Source organism: Ornithinibacillus massiliensis, assembly GCF_018310345.1.
GTDB classification, from domain to species: Bacteria; Bacillota; Bacilli; order Bacillales; family Amphibacillaceae; genus Ornithinibacillus; species Ornithinibacillus massiliensis.
On the sequence record NZ_JAGXBY010000006.1, the window covers coordinates 273,440 to 296,838 of the forward strand.

The following is a 23,399-nucleotide window of genomic DNA, read 5'->3' on the forward strand; positions in this document are numbered from 1 at the left end:
AGACTATTAAACAGTCATTCCGTAGTCCTCCACATAATCTAATAAAAACAGTGAAATCCTGAAAGGGGTGATTATATGAACAGCAAAAAATATGAATCTAATTATGAAAATTGTATTAGTGATGTAGTTAGAAAGATCATTGATGCACAAGATAAGGTTAAACAAAATAAATGTGACTCTGGATGTGAAAAGTCTATTATGGAGTTATTATCGCAGTCTAACTATAAAAGGAATTTTAATAATACTATCCCGTTTTTTCTTACTTCTAGAGATAACAAACCCTATATAGCAAGTGGAATAATAAAAGCACCTATTAAAGGTTATCCAAATGAAAGTTATTTCAAATGTATAGAAACACCAATATTACGAGCTATTAAATTTAATGATAATAAGAATAACTGTGTTGTAGTAGAATTATTAAGACCAGTAAATGCTAATGGCATTCCGGTAGCAGATCGTGGCGAGTATTTATGTGACTTTTTTCAAGAGCAAACTCCCTACAAGACTATACAGTTTAGAAGTACAGGGGTATGTACCACAATCGATTTAGATTGCTTCTGTGGAATTACTTGTTTAGACCCAATTAGCCCCTTGTCTCCATATAGTGGCTTGGACATTCTAAAAGAGCATAACAATTATGAAGAATAAATATTTGATGGAGGAAATTTAATAATAAAACCGACCTAAGTCGAATTCTAATTAAATAGATTCTTATCAATGTTCGGTTTTATTAGGTAAGTAAGCAATAATTAAAGTATAAATAAGTACTTTAAGCTATTTGGTGAATCCAATTTAAAGAACCAAAATATAAATTAACCTTTAGTTGTAAACGAGTAATATTAGTATTATTAGTAGAACATTATGTATGCGGGAATGTCTGAGAGAAAATTATGTATGGAACTAGATTGTTCGACCAATCAAAATAGCAACAAATAAATGAGATGAATAAGGAGGTGGAAAGCTTGCCATTCGCAGAATTAGGTTTTAGAATAACAAGCCCATATGGATATAGAACGGATCCGATTACAGGGCAACCAAATGTATTTCACAGTGGTATTGACCTAGTAAAGGCTCATCAGGCACCATTAGGAGCATTTGTTGGAGGTACCGTGTTATATGCGGCTGACGGGGTGTCTGGAACAGGGGTCGGAGGCTATGGTAAAGTGGTAGTCATCCAAGATAAGAATAATTGCGCACATATATATGCACACCTGGATTCTGTTGCAGTTCGAAAAGGTCAAAGGGTTAATCAAGGAGATATAATAGGACGCCAAGGGGCAACCGGGAATCGAGTAACAGGGTCTCACTTGCATTACGAAGTCCGTAAAAAGTCAAGTCCTGCACTGGGGTGGATAGATGACCCTATCGCAAGAACGCATGATCCTACTAACTATCTTGAAGAATATTATGCCACAGATAATGATACAAAATCTGAAACTGTGTATGTAGTTAAACCTGGTGATACGTTAACAAAGATTGCTAATAAGTTTAATACAAGCGTAGATGCACTTGCTAAGCTAAATGGCATTAGCCAAAGGAATTTGATATTAATTGGTCAAAGAATTAAACTGCCTGAAAATAGTACATCTAGGAAAGAAACACTATATCTACCAAGAACAATATCCAGATGGAGAGTATATCCTTTAAATAAAGCACCAATAAAAGGGAATGAGAAAGGATTTTTAAATCCTAGGAAATTCGGTGGTTTGCAGTATGAAGTACTTGGTAAACCACAAGCTCACGTTGTAACGATTCAAACTAGAGATTTTGGCAAAGTGAATATTTACGTGCATCCATCAACTGGTGCTGTAATTGCGTAAGAGTAAGTGACGTGAATTTAGCAACGGACATATCTAACTCAAGTAACTAGAATTAACTACGGAAGCCCGACTGTCGGATAGTGGTTGGGCTTTTCTACGTTTATCCATGGAAGGTCTATTAATCTATCGTATTATCTCTCAGATTAATAAAATGATTGTAGTGACTACGAAACTAGTCCAAGATTCTCTCTGCTTTATTGCGTAGGATGATAGTAAAGAAGGGAGGGGAAAACGATGTGGTATCATTCTATTATGTGTGAATGTTTAAAGAAAAAATATCGCTTTGATGAATGTTATAAAAAGAAATCTCATTGTCTATGTGGTTGTCAGAAAGAATATGATAAGCATAAATATGGCGACGAAAAAAATCACACTTGCAACAGTCAAAAGCAAAGATGCTGTGATGATTGTTACAGAAACAAATCCCATGGTTCATGTAGTTGCCAAAAGGAATACTATCACCATAAATGTGATGAAAAAAACCAATCTTGTGTTGTCTGTCAAAAGCAAAAATATGATGGTGATTGCTGCTGCAGAAAGAAAACCCATTATCCATGCGGATGTCAGAAAGAGTATAGCCACCATAAATGCCAAGAGGACAACTATCATGATCATTGCAATAGGCATGGGCATGATGATAAGTGCAAGAAATGTAGTTGTTGCTGTAGCAGGTAGTACGAATGATTTTTCTAATAGGTTATGAGGATAGAAAGCCCAGCGATTTTTAATCAGCTGGGCTTTATTTCTACTTTCAGAAATAGCGAACTCTATATTTAGTAGTCGGCTATCCAATGTTTAAACAGTGTCCTCTCAAGTTATTACCTTCCCTTTGGAACAGTTGCTCCTTGAATACTCACAACAACTAGTATAAGTGAAAGGAATAATTAACCTATTTTTTACATAATTCGACTAAACGGGATGGTAATATTTATTATGATGCTATTCAAGTTTTGTACGTGTTTATTAAAAAGTAATATCGTTATGAGATTTGTTTTAGGCAATCAACCATAGAAAGGGGAATTTTTATTCTTATTTTAATTGGCTCTATCGTATTTAGCATAACCTGTATCTTATGTTTAATCTTATGTGTGAATATGATACATTCTCTAGTGAAAAAGAAAGCCTTTCCGAAAAAAATGCTAATTGCAACGTGTATAGGTTTTCTCCTAGTAGCTATCATTTATATATATGAAGTATACTTTTTTACATTTAATTATATAGATAAAACTCATACTCAAAAGGGACCTGGACCTATTCCGTCGCCAACTGAAGCGTATACGGCTAATGCCTATTATGAGCCATATGGTGGAGCAGCAGGTGGTGTGAATGTATGGGTGGAGGTTACGCATAATGGGAAGATGAATAAGGTTCAAACCGTTTACTATAGCGATGCAAAAAGTGAGTTTACTATGGAATGGGTAGATGAGAACACCTTATATATTCTAAATGATGAACCTCATTATCCAGAATCGAATAGAAGTATTCAATTAGAAATTGGTAAAGAGATTTATCACGAAAATGGTTTGGCTTGTAGAAGTTTGTTAATGAAGGACGAATATGAGACTTGCTACCATAATTAAATCCTTTTATGAACGAGTGCAATATTGAATTGGATATGCGTATTGATTTAGTTGGAGGACAGTATACAGAAGTATACATAATTTTTAAATAAAAGGAAATAATTACCGATTGTTATGATAAAATAGAAGGGTGGATTTAATATTACGTTTAAGGAAGTAGGAATGGAATGATATATAAAGCAAATGCTGATGTTAGAAATAAACTAGAAACGATGTTTGCACCTATTGATAGTACGATTATCCTCTCGTGTCTCCAAGGTCATATGGGAACGGCTTATGTGGATAACCTAGAGAATCCTACGGTTGCTCAAATAACTGTTGGGATTTTTGTGTTTTTTGCAGGTGATGCCAATACGAAAGAAGCCGAGGAAATGCTATACAATATACCAGAATTTACGTTGGCAATTGTGGATTCTGAGGAATGGAAGAATCGTATCGAATCTATTCATAGTGGTTGGGAAAAGTTTCAGCGGTACCGATTTGAAAAGAACTCAAATCATTTTAATAGAATGCATTTACAGAACGTATTGTCTTCATTGCCAACCAGATATGAATTAATGAAAGTTGATACTCATATAGCTAATGAACCGGCATTCCATGAGCTTTCTGAAGACTTCGTTAGTGTATTTGATTCCATTCAAGATTTTATTAATAGAGGCATAGGTTATGCAATTTTATATGAAAGCAAAGTTGTATGTGCAGCAACATCTTATAGTATTTATGATGAAGGTATCGAGATTGAAATTGCTACACATCCACAACACAGAAGGAAGGGATTAGCTAAAGTAGCAGCATCTGCTTTAATACTAGATTGTCTAGAAAGAGGATTTTACCCAAGCTGGGATGGAGCGAATTTGGAATCTGCTGAATTAGCAAAGAAGCTAGGATACATACTTAAGGAATCATATGATACTTATTTTATTGACGGCAGGAAATCATGTACTATATAAGATAATGATTAAGGGGTAGAAGACAAATACTAATCCTATGAAGTTCTAATTAGCTTGCATGACGTTATACTAGATTTAAAGGAGTATATTATGGATTTAATGACAGGGAAAGTTATGGTTATAGCGATCTTTTTATTAATCATAACAATGATTGAGACGTTAGCCTATTCGACTAGAATTTCTGGAACAAGAGTAAAACTGATTGCAACGGCCATATCATTATTTAGTACATTAGTGATTGTTTCCCGTTTCTCTACAATGATTCAACAGCCTTTAACCGCAAAATTAATCGCTGAGGCCCCTGAAATAAATAGATTTGAATTTATAGAAGCGCAGTATAGGATTCTAATTGGTGTAACATCTGTAGGGGTAATAGTAGGTATCCTACTTTTCCCAACATTTATCAATATTTTCTCCAAAGCTATTGTGCAACTATCTAACCAACGAGGGTCGATTATAGGGCTGTTCATGAATCATATTAATCTTCGAGGAATAAAGAAAGTATTATTATGCTTTAGGTTACCGAGACTCCATTATCTAAAAGGGGTTACGTATAAGACGATTCCTAAGCGACTTTTTGTTACGAATGTCATTGTTTCCGCTGTATTTACAATTGGTGTACTGTCTTCCATATATGCATCCATGATAGTACCGCATGATTATGCCCAAGCGGCATTAATGTCCTCAGGGATTATTAATGGCATAGCGACTATTCTCCTAACACTGTTTATTGACCCTAAAGCTTCCGTGCTAGCAGATCGAGTTATGAAGAAGGAAAGTAGTTATATTTATTTAAAGAGCTACTCGTTAACGATGATAAGCTCCAAGTTATGTGGAACCATTCTTGCTCAATTTATATTTATCCCTGCGGCAAATTATGTTGCCTGGTTTGCTATATGGATTTAAGATATGAGAATTTGTAAGACTGGAGGGGAGTAAATGGATATTTACGTGTGGAGTCTATTATTTTTAATCATATTTATGCTTCATAATTTGGAGGAGATTATAACCATTGAAAGATGGTTTCACAAAACGTATCCACAGGTTAGGGATAGGATTCCTTCCTTTGTACAAAAGGAACTGAAGAATTATCAGGATACTACATCCGCTCAGTTTGCGGTCGTTGTTTTTGTGTTTTCTATTTTTACCTCTGCCCTAGTGATGATAAGTGCATTGACTCAGTATGATTACTTATTTTTGGGGGTTAACCTGCTTTTTGCTTTAAACATTTTTACCCACCCTCTACAAGCCTTGTATTTAAAGAGCTACACGCCAGGAGTTATCACATCAGTATTATTGATTATCCCGTATTATAGTTTATTTTTCTATCATTTTTACAATACCGATCTGTTTGCTTTGAATTCGATTATCGGTGCACTAGTAGTGATAATAGTACTCATACCAATATTCCTTCTTAGTCATCGTATTGGAGAGAAGTGGAGTAAATCATAAACATGTATACTAGGATAGAAATAAATAGGACTAAAAGATTTTAAATTAAGGAGTCCAATATAACATAATATTGTATTGAATTTGGAATATTATGTTATTATTTGGTTGGAAGATAATACGTGTAATAAAACAATCGGAGGGGAGAGGTATTATGTATTTAGCGGTAGTAAAGCGTGTTAGAACGAATAATTTTAATGATGATGCCATGATGGAAAAAATTTCAACTATGTGGAAAGAGGCATCCACGGTTTTAGAAAATAAGGATGACATTATATATGGTCTTTACTCTGATTACGAGAGTGACTATAAGGGGGATTATACTTTAACTGTTGCAATAGAAAGTAGCGAAGGTGATACCACGATTAAAATTCCAGAAGCTAATTATGAACGATTTGCAGTAGATACATCAGATGAGAATGGCATAGTGAAGGCATGGCAGGAGATATGGGAGCGTGAAGAGAAAGGCGAATTAAAGAGAGCCTATTCTTTTGATTTTGAAAAATATTATCCAAATGGTCAGATCGAAATCTATATAGCAGTTCAATAAGTAATGAAGCTATATGAACAAACGTGATATAAAATATGTAAAAAACGAGTATTCAAGATACGACTTGAATACTCGTGCGATTTTAATACGGACTAATCATGCTCCGTTCTCCTTTAAAAAGACGTTGCCCTGAATTTGTTGCTTGTTGTGTGTTCACTTGTTTTGACCAACTGGAAATATTCAATAGGATTCCAACTGAAATCATACTAATTAACAGTGATGATCCACCATAACTGATAAATGGTAACGTAATCCCTGTTATCGGTAATAGTCCTAGAATTGCTCCTAGGTTGATAAACATTTGCATAATAATTTGTAGTGTAATCCCAATGGCAAGGAGTCTTCCAAAGGAATTAGGGGCACGTTTGCTTATTAGAAGCCCTTTTATGAAAAAGAAAAGATAAAAGCTAATGACTAGTAGCACACCGATAAAACCTAACTCCTCGGTAATAATGGACATAATGAAATCAGTATGTGCCTCTGGTAAGTAGCCCAGCTTTTGAATACTTTGTCCGAGACCTAATCCTGTTAGCCCCCCAGAATGGATAGAGATATAAGAGTTAATTAATTGATAACCTGCTCCTTGAATATCCGCAAACGGGTCTAAAAATGATGTGATCCGTTGTAGACGGTAAGGAGACATAATCGCAAATGCAGCGAAACTAACGACAGCACCACCAATTAATAACAGCAGATGGTGGAGACGAATCTCTGTAAAAAATAAAATTAAGCAGCAAGAAAATAAAATTAACGTAGCTGAGCCAAGATCAGGTTGAGCAAGTAATAAACCAAATACAATAGCTATCATAATCAGAGGTGGCAAGACACTGTTTTTGAAATTATCGAACTGATCTTCTTTGCGACTATAGAAATAGGCAAAATAGATCAGCATCGATAATTTAGTAAATTCAACTGGTTGCAGTAATATCCCACCAAGTGATATCCATCTTTGCGAGAAGTTGCGCTCCACACCTATATGTGGTACTAAGACTAGTATTAATAATAGTATCGTAGCGAGAGTAAAAATAGCACTTAGCTTACCATAGGCTTTATAAGGGATTACAATCGCTACTAACATGAGAATAAAGCCAATTCCTGCCCAAAAGAGCTGTCGATAGAGATAGTATTCGGGGTTTTCAAACCGTAATGTAGCGTAGGGAAAGCTCGCACTATACACCATGACAACCCCAAATATAACAAAGAGAATCACTGCTATAAATAATGATAAATCGATACGTTTAATAAACTGCAAAGCTAACTCCTTTCTACATCATTCATATTATGTTGATGAAAACATATATTCCTTAGTTTCTCTATTAATACTTTGCACTAAACCAAGTGCAATCATATTCGTTATTAATGCACTACCTCCATAACTTATAAACGGTAATGCAATACCGGTTACTGGCATTAAACTGATGGTCATACCAATATTTTGAAAGACTTGAAAAGCTATTAATATAATGACACCTACACAAATATAAGAACCGAATACATTATTTGCTTTTAGTGCTATCGATAGTATTCGATAGATTAGTAGGAAGTATAACAGAATAACAATACTACTACCGACAAAACCGAATTCCTCACCAATAACAGCGAAGACAAAATCGGTATGTGCTTCAGGAACTCGACCGGTTTGTATTTGGTATCCTTGATTAAATCCGGCACCTGTAAATTGTCCTGAGCCAATTCCGACTAGGGCATTTTTCACTTGATAACTATAGTTCAATGTATATTCATTAGGGTTAAGCCAACTATTGATACGCCCCATTTGATGAGATTCCAGGTAGGGTGCAACTAATTCTTGATGGTAATTAAATAAATAGAATAGAAGTGAACTACCGGATACCATCATAAATAGGATAAGTAGAATCATTTTATAATTAGTATTTGAGATAAATAATATTCCTAAAGCAGTTACTGCGATTAATAAAGCAGAACCAAGGTCTGGTTGCTTTAAGATGAGATAAAACGGAATAAGCGTAATGACCATCGTTTTTAATACGACTGGAATACTTTTCTTAAATGATAATTTTTCAGTTCCATATTTTTTCAATACAGCTGCCAAGTAGAGGACTATAAATATCTTCATCACTTCAGACGGTTGAAAATCCATAAATTTTAAATCAATCCATCTTTGAGAACCCTTTGTAGTCACACCAAAGAACTTCACATAAAGAAGCAACATAACTCCAAATATATAGAGATATATAGCCCATTTTTCAAGTAATTCATAATCGAACCTAGCAACAGCAATCATAATACCGAAGCTAACGATATACCACATCAACTGTCTACGAGCAAAATAATACGGATCACTATTAGTGTATTGTCCCGATCCACTATAAATCGCGATGACACTAATAATAACTAAAGCAACAAGGAGGGTTAGAATCATATAATCTACTGATGACTTTTTGTTATTGACTGAACGCATCATTGTTTTATTGACACCTGTTGCATGACATACTGTGCTACAAACGCGTCATCTAAATATCCGACTGGAAATAAATAGTCAGGAATCATGTCAACGGACGCTACAAAATATAGTAATGCACTTCCTATTAGAATTAGATCCTTCCTTGTTGCTTTTTGTTCTTTAAAGATTTGTTCCATCTCTTTAAGCTGCTTTATAAAAGGACCTTGACTATTTAGCTCGCCTAGTTTCGTTTTAAATTGCTGTAATATCGTCGTTCTTCCGGATTCCTTCATACTTTCTTCTTGGAAAATAGCTAATTTTTGTTTTAAAGCATCAAAGGTAAAGTTTTCTATCGGTAATTGCATTTCATTTACAATCGAGTGGATATGATAAAAGGAGCCTGGAATCTCCTCTTCGTCACTGTTATTTTCACGAATTAGTTCTGATAATGGAATGTCTAGACACCGGGAAAATGCTTGAAGATGTTCTAGTGTTGCTTTTCTTTTTCCACTTAGGATTCTTGATATGGTTGATGTATGAATAGCTGTCTCTTTTGATAGTTGTCGTAAACTTATATTTTGTTGTTCAATTTTTAATTTAAGTAAAGAAGTATTCACTTCTGTCATTCGTCCTCACCTCAATTGGAGTGACATTGCTATATACGATATATTAAATTTAAAAGAGTGTTGACAATTTGTCAACGAACATGAATTCGAAATAGTATCTGTGCTTCTTAAGATAAATCTATAATTATTTAAAAAAAAGTATTTATAAGAAGGAAAAAAGTTAGATATAAAGAATATTATTAAGTAAATAAATTGATTCAATAGGGAGAATGTATCTTTTGATTTGTTAGAATAATTTGATTTAATTAAGATGAAGGCATATGAAATGATATCTTAACAAGGTAAATCGGTAAATGATAGAATAATTGGAAAACCTAAAAAACCGAATGGTGGGAAGATGAGATGGAGGAAAGATCAAAACCTATTTTAGGGAAAACTATTCAAGTGCGATTAGTCTCTGATTTGAAAAGATCACTGAGATATTATCGTGATGTTCTTGGGTGTAAGGTGGATAACTGGGGGCATGCAGAAAGAGATGAATTTATTGTCATTCTCCAACAATCTAATTCTGAAAAGGATGTTCGACCAAACGCGATATCCAAAAAACGTTCTGATTATCCTACAGAGTGGGAAGGGCCAGATTTCGGATGGGATACATATATTCATATAAGCTGGGACGATTTGGACTCTTTTATTGAAGAAGTACGTGGTAAGGGTGGAACTATATCAGTGGAACCGTTTATTGGTAAGCATGGTAAGTGGGAATTTAAAAATGCATATATCGAAGACCCTGATGGATACAACATCGTATTAGGTTCAATGCGTGAAATAGTATAGAAGTATACGGATAGAAATAAAAGAAGTTAAATATTAAGCATATCTTGAAAAACATAATAATAGGTCTATTTAAAAATGATGAATATAATTTCCTAAAGAATAGCTAAAGGAGGAGAATAGTTGCGGTGTTAGAGCAAATTCTTTTTAATGAAATCCCTGTCAAGGATATTCAAAGGTCCATAGCTTGGTATACGGAAGTAATAGGTTTAGAGCTAATATGGAATTCAGAAGAGGAGAAGCTTGCACAGTTAAATCTACCATCAGGCCAAATGGTTTTTTTGAATGAAACGATAGAGGATACGAAGGCCAATTTTTTGAAAAATGGTGAGGTACATAATGTTATAGGTTTTCAAACTTCGAATATCGATCATCTTTATAATCATTTAATGAATAATGAAGTACAAGTTGAAGATATAGTGGATGATGGTTTAGGTAATAAATTTTTACACATTTATGACTTAGACGGAAATAAGTTTTGTGTACAGTATGATAATTAAAGAAAATCTATAACTTGACTAATCGTAGGAAAGAGGCTGGGACAAAACGAAAACAAAGTTAATAAAAAAAGACAATCACTACATTAGCCTCGGAAATATATGGAGACTCCTGTGGGAGGAAAGGCATCGGTGAGACCCCAGGGGAGTGTTAGCTCTGAGTAGGCTCACCAGCCGACCGACGGTAAAGCAGACACTGCGAGGTTCTTTCGAGCAGATGTCGCACTTATACTGTGATAAAGTGTAAAGCAGACACTGCGAGGTTCTTTCGAGCAGATGTCGCCCCTGTACTGGAAGCAACCGGAAGTATATTTCCGGGGCGGGTTTGATGCGCTAACTTTAATGTTCGGTTTATCCTATGTTAGAAATAGTTTTGTCCCAGCCTCTTAGGGTCGTACGTTTTTAGTTGAGAAATAAGGATTTTCTATGCCATCGTTCCTTCAATCAAGCCTTCTTTATGTAATGGACAAGAAGGATAATAATTGGAAATAGTAATCCAATGGTTACAGATAAAACGCTGTAAGAACCATTGATAAATGTATGAGCTTCAAGTGTATTCCGTACTAATAGCATAGAGCCCAAAAATAATAGAAAAGCTAATGGAACGGAAAGGGCTTTATAATGTTTCATTTTAAATAAATGACTGACTCCATTTGCTAAGACATAAAAAGACACACAAAGCTTAATAAAAATGGTAAAGAACCAAATAAATGCAACTAGGATTTCTACTCGTTCAAAAAAATGGAAAATGCTAATCCTTTGTCCTAAGGCATAAATTGGATAGGTATAATGTATGGTTCCTTCCACCCCTAATACGGTGATACATGCAAATGTAATGATAAGAAGAATCAATCCACTTGTAATCCCACCCGCTAATAATGCTTTTCGTGCACTTTTTTGTTGGTTGACAAAACTTGATATACCAATTAAGATGACTAATTCTAAAAAAGTGATAGACAAAATGGGAATGATACCTACTATGGTAGCCGTTCTGTTAAGCTGAAAGATGGGTTGGATATTAGTTATATCTGCATCTTTCATAACGAGTAAGGTCAACAAGATAGCACTAATCATCGTAAAAGGAAAAAAAAGCTCTGCGGTTCTTCCAATAACTTCAATGCCATATTTAATAGCAATTAATGTCGTAATGATGATCATAAATGATATTGCTTCAAATGGTGTACCCATTAGGATTTGTAAGGACACAAAGTCACTGATAGACCATAGATTTGCCGAGGAATTAACAAAAACAAAACCAGTAAATAACAGAATCATAATAGTTCCGAACCATTTCCCTAATAGTGATTCAATGGTAGGAAAGAATGGTTTCCCATCCAATACTTTAATGACTTGATTATAGAGTAGAATAATTATGGAACCTAATATTGTGGAAAGCAACAATGTAATCCAACCATTCTCTTTCCCATAAGTGGTTGCAATACTAGGAATGAAAATAATGGATGCCCCGAGTGTATTCATAATGACCAGTACAGCATATTGTTTGCCATCTAGCTTCTCTGTCAACGTCTATTCCTCCCAGTAGAAAGTTAGGGTTGCTGAAATTTTGCTAACCAATTCTTTAGAGGTTCCGTGATCGGCTTCGTTATGAAATCAGCCACTTCCACAACATAAGGAAGCTTTATACCTAGAAAGTGTAAAGAAAGTAAGATAATCGAAAGACTCATTAAGAAAACGAATACTAGTATTTCTTTTTTCTTCTTTGTCTTCTTTATAAGTCCTTTTATCTCAATGTAGAATAAAAAAGCACCTATAACTGCAAATAAAGAAGCTTTTATCATGTTTAGTCCACTTTCTCTGTGTTTCTTTTAATTGTGTCATAGATAGATTTGGTAACCATACCAGATTTCTTTATATCAACTTGCACTTGTACATTCACTTCCAATTCTTGGAATTGATTACTCCAATCATCCTTTATCTTTTCCCACTCTTTAGGATTAGATCGTTTTATTGCATTACCAAAACCATAAATATCACTTTGAAATTCTTGGGCTTTGGTAACACTCTCTTTAATAATTTCAGCCGTCTTTTGTTCAAGCTTTTTCTGGACTACTTCAATGGACCGTTGATCGGCTAAATCGATAGAACACTCTACATCCCCAATATTTCCTTTAATTTCGATAGTAATATCAATCGATGGTTTACCATTAACGAACGATGCCTTCATGTCGGTATTGGCATCCGTTACCTCTACAGATATCGTACCACCGTTGTCACACGGGACCCAGCCAACCGTATTACTAACATTGTTCGTTATATAGTTGAATCCCTTGCTTTCGTTTTCATTTAACCAACCTTGTAGCTTCTCGCCTCGAAATACACCAATACCATCTAGGTATATCATGGTAGGATTGCCAGATTGTTGTCTAGTTTTCATAGAGGTACCACTTTCAACATCACCTATAATATATAAACCGGTTAATATTGCTTCCTTCCCTTCAGTAGAAATGGATTGTATTAATTCGTCTAAATGAACTGATTTTGTAGGTGCCCAAAAGTTTTCAGAAGACTCGATGTTCGATTTTACCTTGATGGCTGGAATCTCTTCTAGGGGAGTTAAAATACTAATTAACTCTGCACCTTCCAATCCTTGTGCAATAGCAATAGTAAAATCTGTTCTGATTTCATGATCTCGCACTAGAACATCTAATGTTTTTCCTATGCCGTCATAAGCCATTTCTTCACCATATACAAGTAGTTGTAGATGACTTAAGTTAACTTTTCGCGGTAGCACTTGTGTTAAACCTCTAAACCCCTCCATAATTGTAGTACCAACAGTAGAGTAGGTCGTAATGGTAGAACTTTGAGTCATCTGGTCGCCAGCTATTTCCTTAGGGTTTAATACTTGTAATGTTATCTTATATCCCTGTTCATCTTTATCAATTGCCATTGCTGTTGCAAGTGTAATATCTGTTAATTCCTGTGCACTCCAGCAACCAGAAAGTAAGACTAGGATAAAAGAGAAAGTTAACCACTGTTTGATGTTCTTCATCATGTTCCCTCTCTTCAAAAAATTTATGTAAACTACCTGTTTTGAGGAGGTTTTGGCTTCCTTGGCTTTGCACGTGTTATATTTTGTTGATTAACTAATCGAGATCGGAATAGTTGTTTCCATTTCGGAAGTAGTATGATGGCATCCAGTTGATCGGAAGATATATATGGTGCAAATGGTGATAAATATGGGATGCCAAAGGATCTCAAGCTAGTTAAGTGTAACGTCAATAATAATAAGCCGATAAATATACCGAATAACCCAAATGTCGCTGCTAATATCATGAATAGAAATCGTAGCATCCGGACACTAATGGCTAAATTATAATTTGGAAAGACGAAACTACTAATAGCCGTTAAAGAAACCACTATAACCATAGTAGCAGAGACGATCCCTGCATCAACGGCGGCTTGACCGATAACGAGTGCTCCAACGATTGAAATTGCCGACCCTACCGTGGAAGGTAATCGAACACCGGCTTCTCTTAATAATTCAAAGGTTAATTCCATGATGAGTGCCTCAATTAAAGCTGGAAAGGGTATCCCTTCCCGTTGTGCAGCTAAGCTAACAAGTAATGTTGTTGGTATCATTTCTTGGTGAAATGTGGTTAAAGCAATATAGACAGATGGTGTAAGTAAAGCAAGAAAAAAAGAAATATACCGTATGATTCGAATTAAACTGGCTATATCACTTCTTTGGTAGTAATCCTCACTTGATTTAAAGAAATCCACAAAAAGCGCCGGGACTAAAAGAACAAAAGGTGTACCATCAACCAGGATTGCAACTCTACCCTCTAATAATCCTGCACATATCGTATCAGGTCTTTCGCTATTTAGAATAGTGGGGAAGGGAGTATACGTTTCATCCTGTATCAGTTCTTCGATATAACCACTTTCAAGAATTGAATCAATGTCGATTTTCTCTAATCTAGCTTTAACCTCTTCGACAATGCCTGGTGTAACAATGCCATGTATATATGCAATCACTACTTTCGTTTTTGTTTTTCTACCATGAGTGGATGATTCAAGCCAAAAATTTGGGTCCTTTATTCGTTTACGTAATAAAGCAGTGTTGACGCTAATGCTTTCTGTAAAGGAATCTTTTGGTCCTCGAACAACCTGCTGAGTTGTTGGAGGCTCTACACTACGCTCACTTCCCCCTTTAGAACCTACTGCAATTCCTTGTTCGAAACCATCAACTAGAAGGATTGTATCTCCAGTAAGTAAATGGTCCAGTAATTGATTAATGGTGTCTATTTCCGTTAGTTCTGCAGATGTGATGGATTTCATAATGTGTTCATATATAGTGGCTGCTTCATTTAGGTCATCAACTATCTCGTCACGATGTAAATGATTAATGATAGGATCTAACAGATAATGTTGAACAGTCTCTTTATCCACTAATTCATCCATGAAAATAATCATCGCTTTTGTTTGATGGGGAAATGTAAGATCTATTTCACGTGTAATGATGTCAGAGCTATTACCCAGTATCGTTAGCACTAGGTTTCTATTTTCATATAGATTTTTACTAATACTTTGTGGATATTCCTCTGCATGTTTTTCAATGAATGGAAGGTCTTTTTTCTTTTTAGTATGCCGTCTACGTTTAATCATTGTTTCAAACCTCTATGGTGTATTCTTTACTAACGTTAATCGGTGATAGCCGTAAGATTCATACCATTAGTATGGTCATCAAATTAGGCTTTATGTATTAATTTAACGTAATAGCTTCTGTTTGGATTTATGCAGGGTGGGTATTTTGTTTTATCAAGCAGAAGACCTAGAATGATAGAAATGATGCATTGGAAAAAATAGGGTTTACATAGTAACGAATTTTCTGTATACTAATGGAGTAATAAACATTCAGAATTTTTAAAGGGGGTTGTATAACATGATTAGAGTATATATTGCCTTAACTCAACAAAATAACTTGCTACATACAACCTATAGGGTACGTTAGACTCTTATCTGAACTTTTCTGTCAATTTCTACCATAGGATGTATGAAGCATTCTATGGTTTTTATTATGTCGCGATATACCCTTATCGGGAGTCAGTATATAAGAACCATTCTCGTTTGAGTGGTTCTTTTTCTTTTGGGAGATAAGTTTTGAGTGTAAGAGATGTAGGGTTTATATGAAAAAGGAGATGAATGCATGGATATCAAAATCGTAAAATATGATGAAAGCTATGCTGCTAGAGTTGCAGAGATGTGGAACCATAGTCGTGATGGATGGGGTGGTGCGAATACCGTAGATACGGAAGAATCGATTTTACTCCGTGAGCGAAATTCAACCAATATCCACACGTTCCTAGCTCTAGAGGGTGATAAGGTTGTTGGTTATTGTGGGTTTAGTGAATATCGTGATGATGAAGGGGCATTGTATATTCCACTTTTAAATGTACGAGATGACTATCACGGTAAAAAGATTGGCAAGCAACTGCTCTTAACTGCTTTGGAGGAAGCAATCCATTTAAAGTGGCCTAGGCTAGATTTGTACACATGGCCAGGGAATACGAAGGCAGTTCCCTTATATAAGAGATGTGGCTTTTTCTGGGAAGAGCGGGATGATACGACACATTTAATGAACTTCATGCCCACGGTATTACATACTGAAGCAGTAGCGGATTTCTTTAAGGATGCTAATTGGTACGATATTAGTACAAGGGAAATTGAAGTGAAGCCAGATGGTAGAGTGGAGAATGAATTCCATTATTATGAGTATGCATGGAAAAAAGAAAATCAAACACTTCGGATGGAGTTTGAGCGAACAGGAAGAGGAATCCGATTAATCGAAACAGATGATTATTATATTGCAGCAACAATACCGGAGCACCAATTAGTATTCGGAAACCATTATCCTATTCAATACACGATTAAAAACAAATCGGCTAAAGCCCTGCAGGTTGAATTAAAAGGTGAAAACGACAAAAATATTGAGTATTCTATAGAAAAGTCCATTAATGTTACGGACGAGATTGAGGTTATCGAAAACTTTTATATTCATCCCATCGAGGAAGAACAGAATTCTCTTCGAACACATCCATCTGTAAAGACAAAAATTAGAATTAATGGTAAAGAGGCTACCTTTAAGCTAGGTATTTTACCCAAATATCCTGCTCAAGTTACGGCACATTATCAAGAGGATATAGCTTTCTTAGGAAATGAAAACATATTTTATTTAGATATAGTAAATAACTACTCTGAAAAAATTCATTTTGAGGTAACATTTCCAGATTCACCAATTATGGAAATCAAAGCGGAAAAAATACAATTAGAAATGAATCCAAAGGAAAGAAAATCTGTACCTGTACCATTTATCGTAACGGGCTATGGTTTTTATGAAGCGGCATTGCCAATTAAAGCTATTAAAGAGAATGGGGAAATAGTTGAATTTTCAAGATTCATTGGTATTCCGATAAGAGGAATTGGTGCGAAATTCTTTGGTATTGATGAAGAAATGGTTCATTTATACAACGGACAGTACTTTGCAGTATTGAACAAAAAAGATAATACTATTGATATGGGAAGGAAAAAGCAGGAGAGTAGTATTCAAGTAATGACACCGAAGCTAGGGAAGCCTTATTCTGAAGAAATGGCTAAAGCAAAATACAATCAGATACAATTTATGGATGAGAATGGGACTATCGGTGCAAAAATATCCTATGAGATAGCAGCATTTCCTTCTATTACGCTACATCTTATCCTCAAGCTATCCAGCGAGGGACTGGTAGAAAATTATTATGAGGTTGAGAATAAGAGAGAGGTAGAAACTGCGGAGTCTATCTTTGTAAATCAGCCCATCTACTTTGGATTAGAGAAGGCGGTTATTCCTTATCAAGGTGAAATGGTTGAAATGACTGACTCCATTGGTAATTCATATGAGTATTGGAAAGATACACACATCACGGAGAATTGGATATTTGTAAAAGAAGGATCAGATCCTCTTGGCATTTGCTGGGACTCAACTAGTAAAATCCATTTTGATTCTTGGTTCCATTATTTTGAGCATGATCTAGGGAAAATCGGTCCTAGAAGTTCTCTTGTAACGAAACCAGTAGTTTTCTCCCTTGGCGCTTTTCATGATATCGAAAGTTTCCGAGCTTATGCGAATAAAGCTAGCTTTAGTAAAAAGGTAAAGCCAGTTAATCATGTAAGACTATCTTTACAAAACAATAATCCTTTTCTTCAAGGAGGAAAGGGTTATGCAAAAGTGACAGATTACAAATCCAATTACCTTCATGGGGAAATATCACTTTCCCTTCTTAATCAAGATGAATTTGTGGTGGAAAAAATAGATCGCAAAGAGAAGAAGACGGAATGGATTGCAGAATTACCAGCAAATGATATACCATCTATCTCGACTGTGAAAGCAAAAGCTAGTTTAGATGCGACTATTCAAGACCTGGAAACGCTTGTAATTTCACATGGGAAAGGTGAATGTCTACAGGAGATTGAAAATGTATATGGGATGGATAGCTGGAAAGTAAATAATGGCGTAATGGAAATAAAGGCTACTCCAGAATTTTTCCCTGCACTGCATTCTTTAACTTATAAAGGTCATGAATGGTTAGATTCTTCCTTCCCTAAGCTTCAACCAAATTTATGGTGGAATCCATGGGCCGGTGGGATTTCCAGTAGGTTAGCAACGATTAGGCCTTATTCACTAACCAAGGAAACAACCAAAGCTGACTTTGCTAAGCTTGTAGACAGTAAGGGGAATGAATGGCAAGGTATCAAGTTATCGACTATCGTGGAACAAAATAAGGAATTTAAAGGACTTACCATGCATCAATATTTCCTTCTACTTCCAGGTGCACCAATTTTATGCCATGTGTCCGAAATTGAACAAAATACAGGTAAGTTTTTCCATGACAAAGCATGGCAGTCCTTCGCATTTGTTAAACCAGATACAGTGATGGAAAATAATTGGGTAAATCTACAGGATAAGGCTGGAAATTGGATGAAAGTAGTGGCTGGGAAAGATGAAAATGATATAAGTGTTGACCGGAATATGATCATTGGTTGTCACAATAGTAAGGAGCATCTCCAATTCATTTCTAACTTAGAAAATACAATGAGGGAAATGTATATCAATAAACAGGTTATGCTTACTAGCGTATGGGAGAAGTTATATGTTCCTACAGGTTCTACGCATTTTACTACACCAAACTTCTACCTCTTCAACGATTTTATAATTGATGATAAAGCACAGCATGATTTACAGGAGATTAGCTTTCATAAGTAATTCTCTTCATATCCAATTATCATCATTTTGAAGTGACATAACCAAATAGATAAAAAAACCAGAGAACTAAGTATGAGTTTCCAATGGTTCTCTGGTTTTTATTAAAATGTAAAAAAAGCTGAGGCCAGGGATAATTCCTTACCTCAGCTTTACTGTTAGTTGATCTATTCTTAGAGAATAGTGTAAAGCGCAGTGTTCGCTAACGTGATTAATGTCATTAGAATGGTGTTCAAGAATGCAGCTACATACACATTTCCAGTTTTTCTATAAAGAAAACGATTAAAGATAGCTGCTACAGCTAAAACAGGTACAAGTCCAATCACAATAATGGATGATAATGCTTGTTCAGGGTACCCTGCTGTTCCAGTAGTAAATAGGACACCGTATTGATAGATTAAGTAAAGAATTAATCCCCCAACATAATGTAGGATGGAAATAATATAACCCTTTATTCCTTCATAACGTTCACCAGTAGTATTTATATTTACTGAAATTCCACTAATGAAATAGTAGATAAAGAATAATGGTGCATATTTTAATAATGCTATAATATGTTGCATTTCAAAGGTTTTTACTGCTAATGTCCATAATCGGAAGTCCGTTTTGAACATGGCGTCGATGGCATACAGAATAGCATAACCAATCACGACAGCTATAATAGCAGTTAATAAGGATGCAATAACGGATTTGATATTTGCTTTCACACCATAGTTGGCGATAGTTGCCCCTTCAGGCTTTTTGGCAATATAATGATAGCCAACCATAATCATCAACATGACAATGGCTACATTAATAGCCCAATAGAGTACCGGGTTGGTAGTTGGTGCTCCAAATAACTGTGTTGTAGCAATAAAGGTTTCTTGATTTTTTAAATAGAAGTATTGAATGACACTTAACATTAACATAATAAATGAAACAGATCGAATCGATTTATTCGATTTCTTCGCTATGGAATAAATTAAGAAAATAGCGGATGCTACTACTATTACTAAACTAATTTGTCTTAGTAATCTCATTCCATAGAATGCTTCATTTGCACTTGAACCATAAAGGGCAGAGAAGAATAATGCAGGGAATAATCCTCCAACCAATAATAAAATAAAGCGAGCTAATTTAGAACCAGTTGTTTTAGGCTCTGGTAATGGTTCTGGTTTTTTCGTATAGATAGCCTTAAAGAATGGAAGCTTCGAGATTAATAGGATAATTGGAATAAAGAGTAGGAAAAATCCGATTAAAGCAATAAACTCGAAGTACTCTTTGTAAATCCAAGTCTGGCCGTTTTCATCAACAGAAACTAAATTACTATAATCAGCAAATGCTGTACTGTAAAAATCAATGGCATATGCTGTCGATGTTTTGGAAAAATGATTCCATGGATGGGTTTCATTCGGTTGGTAGATTACTCGTACACCACCATCCACTTCATATAGCTTACCAACTTCTGGGTTTTCGGGATTTCCTAAGAAACCTTGTCCCTCTTCTGTACCGATATAATTCTTTTGAACTACTGTTTTACCAGTCGCTCTTGCACCTTCATCAAAGAAGAATTCATCATAATTTCCGGCAATCTTACCAGAATATCTAGGACCATACGCGTTATTAATATCTTCTTGTGTATAGCCTAGTGATAATAGCCACTGGTAGTCCGATCCCATGGTTAAGGAACTATGAATCTTTCTTATTCCACTTTCTTGGAAATCGAGTTCGTCAAGTACAACTGCGTTAGTAGAAGAGAAGCCACCCATGGAATGGCCAGACAGCGATTACACCATTACCAGCTTCATCTTTTAATACATAGTCTTGTTCATACATATACTGAACTGCATCATAAATAGAATATGGCCAGAATGAGAAAAATGGTACTGGCTTTTCCATAGTACCTGTTGAGTGTCCATGGTCATATTGGTCTAATGCTAAAACGACATATCCGCGTTTCGACATTTCAATAGCCTGTGCATCTTGCATTTCGGCAGAATTCAAATATCCATGTGTAGCAATTAAGGTAGGTCGTGGTTCTTTATTCGCACCTTCAGGTATGTAAAGGAGTCCGGAAAGCTCTCCTCTAGGTGTATCAAAATAGATACGAGAAACATCAACCTTCCCATTTGAACTGTTAAATTGATAAGCAGCTATACTACCTATCGAAATGAAAAGTAACGAAATAATGACCCATACAACTGGATGTTTAAACTTTCTCAAATTATTTACCCCCGATAAAAAAATTTTAGGATATTGTTCTTTGGTTATGTAGCACAATTTATCTACTTATACATCACCCCTTGCTAATCTTTTTTAAAGAAAAACAAAAAGAGACTCACTTAACCCTCTTTGAATAAAATACAAAGAAAAAAAGTGAGTCTCGTGTTCTCTTCACAAATGTATTAACTTAATAGCTAGTATAGTATGAAGTGAAAACGTTGTCAACAGTATTTTAATTGGTAAATATCTTTAGTTTAAGTAGAGTTAAATCATGATACGTAAAATTGATTGTTTTCAAATCGTATAGACCGTGTTATAATAAAATTAAGTTAATATCACGGTAGAGAATAAGAGACCACAAAACGTGTCGAAAATAAGTTCGACAGTGTTGTTGTGGTCTCTTTTTGTATATAGATGTAAATAGATACCTTGATATTACAAAAGCTAATCGGAAAAGGAGAATAAGATATGAATTTCTCAAATAAAAATCGTAATCAAATCATCGATACCATGAAAAAAGAAACCTTTGATGTCCTTGTTATTGGCGGTGGAATAACAGGTGCCGGGATTGCATTAGATGGTACTACTCGCGGAATGAAAATGGCAGTAGTGGAAATGCAGGATTTTGCCGCTGGTACATCAAGCCGTTCTACGAAGCTAGTCCATGGTGGTCTTCGCTATTTAAAACAATTTCATGTAAAGCAAGTGGCAGAGGTAGGGAAAGAACGTGCCATTGTTTATGAAAATGGACCACATGTCACAACTCCAGAATGGATGCTACTACCGTTTCATAAAGGTGGTACGTTCGGTAAATTTATGACTTCTATTGGTCTAAGAATGTATGATTTCTTGGCAGGGGTAAAGAAAAATGAAAGACGATACATGTTAACAGCAGAACAAACCATCGAGAAGGCGCCTCTTGTGAAAAAGCAAGATTTACTTGGTGGTGGAATATATGTAGAATATAGAACAGACGATGCAAGATTGACAATGGAAGTAATGAAGGCTGCCGTGGAAAAAGGTGCAACAGCATTGAATTATTCTAAAGTAGTCAACTTGATTTATGAACATGGTAAAGTAGTTGGAGCAATTGTAGAAGATCAATTAACGAAAGAACAATATGAAATTCGAGCTACGAAGGTTGTGAATGCTACAGGTCCTTGGGTAGACACGATTCGTGAAAAAGATAACTCTAAAAAAGGGAAAGTACTAAGATTAACTAAAGGTGTTCATATAGTTATTGATCAATCTAAATTCCCATTAAAGCAGGCGGTATACTTTGATACGCCAGATGGTCGTATGGTATTTGCGATACCTCGTGACGGAAAAGCTTATGTCGGCACAACGGATACTTTTTATGAAAATGATCCGGTTAGTCCGAAGATGACCACAGAAGATCGTGATTATCTATTAGAAGCAATTCACTATATGTTCCCAGATGTATCGATATCAAAAGACGATGTGGAATCAAACTGGGCTGGTGTGCGTCCGTTAATTTGGGAGGAAGGAAAAGATCCTTCAGAGATTTCTCGAAAAGATGAAATTTGGGAATCTGAGTCTGGATTATTAACAATTGCTGGTGGAAAATTAACTGGTTATCGTAAAATGGCAGAAAGCATAGTAGACATACTAGCTTCTAAATTTAAAGCAGAGCAGCAAAAACTATTCTCAGCTTGTGAAACACGGAAGATTCCTATTTCAGGTGGAAATGTAGGGGGCTCTGCTAATTTCAATCAATTCGTAGAAAGTCAAATTTCAGTAGGTATGGATGCTGGTTTAACAGAGGAAGATGCAAGACATTTAGCTAAAATGTATGGCTCAAATGTACCAATTCTATTCGACATTTTGAAGGAAAAGGAAGATGTCGCGGCTAAATATCATCTTCCATTATCATTATTTGCTAAGCTACAATATGCATTAGATCATGAAATGGCAGTGACACCTGTGGACTTTTTCAACCGTAGAACAGGAGCGATTTTGTTCGACATTGAAACGGTAAGAGAATATAAAGAGAATGTGCTAAGCTGGATGGGAGATTATTTTCATTGGGATAGCAATACTAGCGAATTGTATAAAAAAGAATTAGAGCTTGCATTAGAGGAGGCAGCATTCAAAAATTAATTTTTTATTATAAAGAGTGTAATTGGGGTTGTCCGAAAAGTCATTGAAAAATGACTTTTGAGGATAGCCCCTCGTTTTTTGTTTTTGGATATTACTTATAAAAGGGTTGTTGATTTCCGCTGCAGGTTACTCGCTTTCCGCGGGCGGTCCG

General features: G+C 35.4%; 21 protein-coding genes. 12 read left to right on the forward strand and 9 right to left on the reverse strand.

Annotation, left to right across the window (positions count from 1 at the left end):
- Window positions 1-75: 75 nt before the first annotated feature.
- The 8 genes from KGF86_RS16670 (at window position 76) to KGF86_RS16705 (ending at window position 6,349) form a co-directional block, all read left to right on the forward strand.
- Window positions 76-648: a CotY/CotZ family spore coat protein gene (locus KGF86_RS16670; RefSeq protein WP_211742488.1), complete on the forward strand. Its 573-nt coding sequence runs from the start codon at window positions 76-78 to the stop codon at window positions 646-648.
- Window positions 649-962: 314 nt separating this feature from the next.
- Window positions 963-1,820, forward strand: a complete 858-nt coding sequence (locus KGF86_RS16675) for a peptidoglycan DD-metalloendopeptidase family protein (RefSeq protein WP_211742489.1) — start codon at window positions 963-965, stop codon at window positions 1,818-1,820.
- 352 nt (window positions 1,821-2,172) lie between these two features.
- Window positions 2,173-2,523, forward strand: a complete 351-nt coding sequence (locus tag KGF86_RS16680; RefSeq protein WP_211742490.1) for a hypothetical protein — start codon at window positions 2,173-2,175, stop codon at window positions 2,521-2,523.
- Between the two features lie 406 nt (window positions 2,524-2,929).
- A complete protein-coding gene (locus KGF86_RS16685; protein ID WP_343221475.1) occupies window positions 2,930-3,400 on the forward strand; it encodes a DUF5412 family protein in 471 nt (156 codons plus the stop codon).
- 167 nt (window positions 3,401-3,567) lie between these two features.
- Window positions 3,568-4,350 (forward strand): GNAT family N-acetyltransferase, encoded by a 783-nt coding sequence (locus KGF86_RS16690; protein ID WP_211742491.1) that lies wholly within the window; start codon window positions 3,568-3,570, stop codon window positions 4,348-4,350.
- A gap of 90 nt (window positions 4,351-4,440) precedes the next feature.
- A complete protein-coding gene (locus tag KGF86_RS16695; protein ID WP_211742492.1) occupies window positions 4,441-5,256 on the forward strand; it encodes a lipid II flippase Amj family protein in 816 nt (271 codons plus the stop codon).
- Window positions 5,257-5,289: 33 nt separating this feature from the next.
- Window positions 5,290-5,802, forward strand: a complete 513-nt coding sequence (locus KGF86_RS16700) for an HXXEE domain-containing protein (RefSeq protein ID WP_211742493.1) — start codon at window positions 5,290-5,292, stop codon at window positions 5,800-5,802.
- Between the two features lie 151 nt (window positions 5,803-5,953).
- Complete coding sequence (locus KGF86_RS16705) at window positions 5,954-6,349, forward strand: GyrI-like domain-containing protein (protein ID WP_211742494.1); 396 nt, start codon at window positions 5,954-5,956, stop codon at window positions 6,347-6,349.
- Window positions 6,350-6,431: 82 nt separating this feature from the next.
- Here KGF86_RS16705 and ftsW read toward each other — a convergent pair whose 3' ends face one another.
- The 3 genes from ftsW to KGF86_RS16720 are packed head-to-tail and all read right to left on the reverse strand — an operon-like array spanning window position 6,432 to window position 9,397.
- Window positions 6,432-7,601 carry a putative lipid II flippase FtsW gene (gene ftsW / locus KGF86_RS16710; protein WP_246521651.1) on the reverse strand — a complete coding sequence of 390 codons (1,170 nt, stop codon included), beginning with the start codon at window positions 7,599-7,601 and terminating at the stop codon, window positions 6,432-6,434.
- A gap of 27 nt (window positions 7,602-7,628) precedes the next feature.
- Window positions 7,629-8,792 carry a rod shape-determining protein RodA gene (gene rodA / locus KGF86_RS16715; RefSeq protein ID WP_425516500.1) on the reverse strand — a complete coding sequence of 388 codons (1,164 nt, stop codon included), beginning with the start codon at window positions 8,790-8,792 and terminating at the stop codon, window positions 7,629-7,631.
- On the reverse strand, window positions 8,789-9,397 hold the full coding sequence (locus KGF86_RS16720; protein ID WP_211742495.1) for a helix-turn-helix domain-containing protein: 609 nt from the start codon (window positions 9,395-9,397) through the stop codon (window positions 8,789-8,791). Before KGF86_RS16720 ends, rodA begins: the two co-directional genes overlap by 4 nt.
- Window positions 9,398-9,739: 342 nt before the next feature.
- Between KGF86_RS16720 and KGF86_RS16725 the strand changes: the two genes are divergently transcribed.
- Window positions 9,740-10,174 carry a VOC family protein gene (locus tag KGF86_RS16725; RefSeq protein WP_211742496.1) on the forward strand — a complete coding sequence of 145 codons (435 nt, stop codon included), beginning with the start codon at window positions 9,740-9,742 and terminating at the stop codon, window positions 10,172-10,174.
- 125 nt (window positions 10,175-10,299) lie between these two features.
- Window positions 10,300-10,671, forward strand: coding sequence for a VOC family protein (locus tag KGF86_RS16730; protein WP_211742497.1), 372 nt, complete (start codon window positions 10,300-10,302; stop codon window positions 10,669-10,671).
- A 441-nt stretch (window positions 10,672-11,112) separates the two neighbouring features.
- On the opposite strand, the gene KGF86_RS16735 is transcribed toward KGF86_RS16730, so the two are convergent.
- From KGF86_RS16735 to KGF86_RS16750, 4 genes are read right to left on the reverse strand one after another with little or no spacing between them, the layout of a single operon-like run.
- Window positions 11,113-12,192: a GerAB/ArcD/ProY family transporter gene (locus KGF86_RS16735; protein WP_211742498.1), complete on the reverse strand. Its 1,080-nt coding sequence runs from the start codon at window positions 12,190-12,192 to the stop codon at window positions 11,113-11,115.
- A gap of 23 nt (window positions 12,193-12,215) precedes the next feature.
- Window positions 12,216-12,467, reverse strand: a complete 252-nt coding sequence (locus KGF86_RS16740) for a hypothetical protein (RefSeq protein WP_211742499.1) — start codon at window positions 12,465-12,467, stop codon at window positions 12,216-12,218.
- 2 nt (window positions 12,468-12,469) lie between these two features.
- Window positions 12,470-13,678, reverse strand: coding sequence for a Ger(x)C family spore germination protein (locus tag KGF86_RS16745; protein ID WP_211742500.1), 1,209 nt, complete (start codon window positions 13,676-13,678; stop codon window positions 12,470-12,472).
- A 32-nt stretch (window positions 13,679-13,710) separates the two neighbouring features.
- Window positions 13,711-15,294 carry a spore germination protein gene (locus tag KGF86_RS16750; protein ID WP_211742501.1) on the reverse strand — a complete coding sequence of 528 codons (1,584 nt, stop codon included), beginning with the start codon at window positions 15,292-15,294 and terminating at the stop codon, window positions 13,711-13,713.
- 541 nt (window positions 15,295-15,835) lie between these two features.
- Here KGF86_RS16750 and KGF86_RS16755 point away from each other — a divergent pair.
- The gene (locus tag KGF86_RS16755; protein ID WP_211742502.1) at window positions 15,836-18,928 is read left to right on the forward strand and encodes a GNAT family N-acetyltransferase; all 3,093 of its coding nucleotides are present in this window, start codon (window positions 15,836-15,838) and stop codon (window positions 18,926-18,928) included.
- Between the two features lie 170 nt (window positions 18,929-19,098).
- Here the strand turns inward: KGF86_RS16755 and KGF86_RS16760 are convergent, their stop codons facing one another.
- Together KGF86_RS16760 and KGF86_RS19410 are read right to left on the reverse strand one after the other, a co-directional pair.
- Window positions 19,099-20,673, reverse strand: coding sequence for a hypothetical protein (locus KGF86_RS16760; RefSeq protein ID WP_246521653.1), 1,575 nt, complete (start codon window positions 20,671-20,673; stop codon window positions 19,099-19,101).
- A complete protein-coding gene (locus tag KGF86_RS19410) occupies window positions 20,651-21,127 on the reverse strand; it encodes a lysophospholipase (RefSeq protein ID WP_246521655.1) in 477 nt (158 codons plus the stop codon). The genes KGF86_RS16760 and KGF86_RS19410 overlap by 23 nt, the downstream gene beginning before the upstream one ends.
- Before the next feature lie 468 nt (window positions 21,128-21,595).
- On the opposite strand from KGF86_RS19410, the gene KGF86_RS16765 reads away from it, so the two are divergent.
- Window positions 21,596-23,248: a glycerol-3-phosphate dehydrogenase/oxidase gene (locus KGF86_RS16765; protein WP_211742503.1), complete on the forward strand. Its 1,653-nt coding sequence runs from the start codon at window positions 21,596-21,598 to the stop codon at window positions 23,246-23,248.
- The last annotated feature ends 151 nt before the right edge of the window (window positions 23,249-23,399 follow it).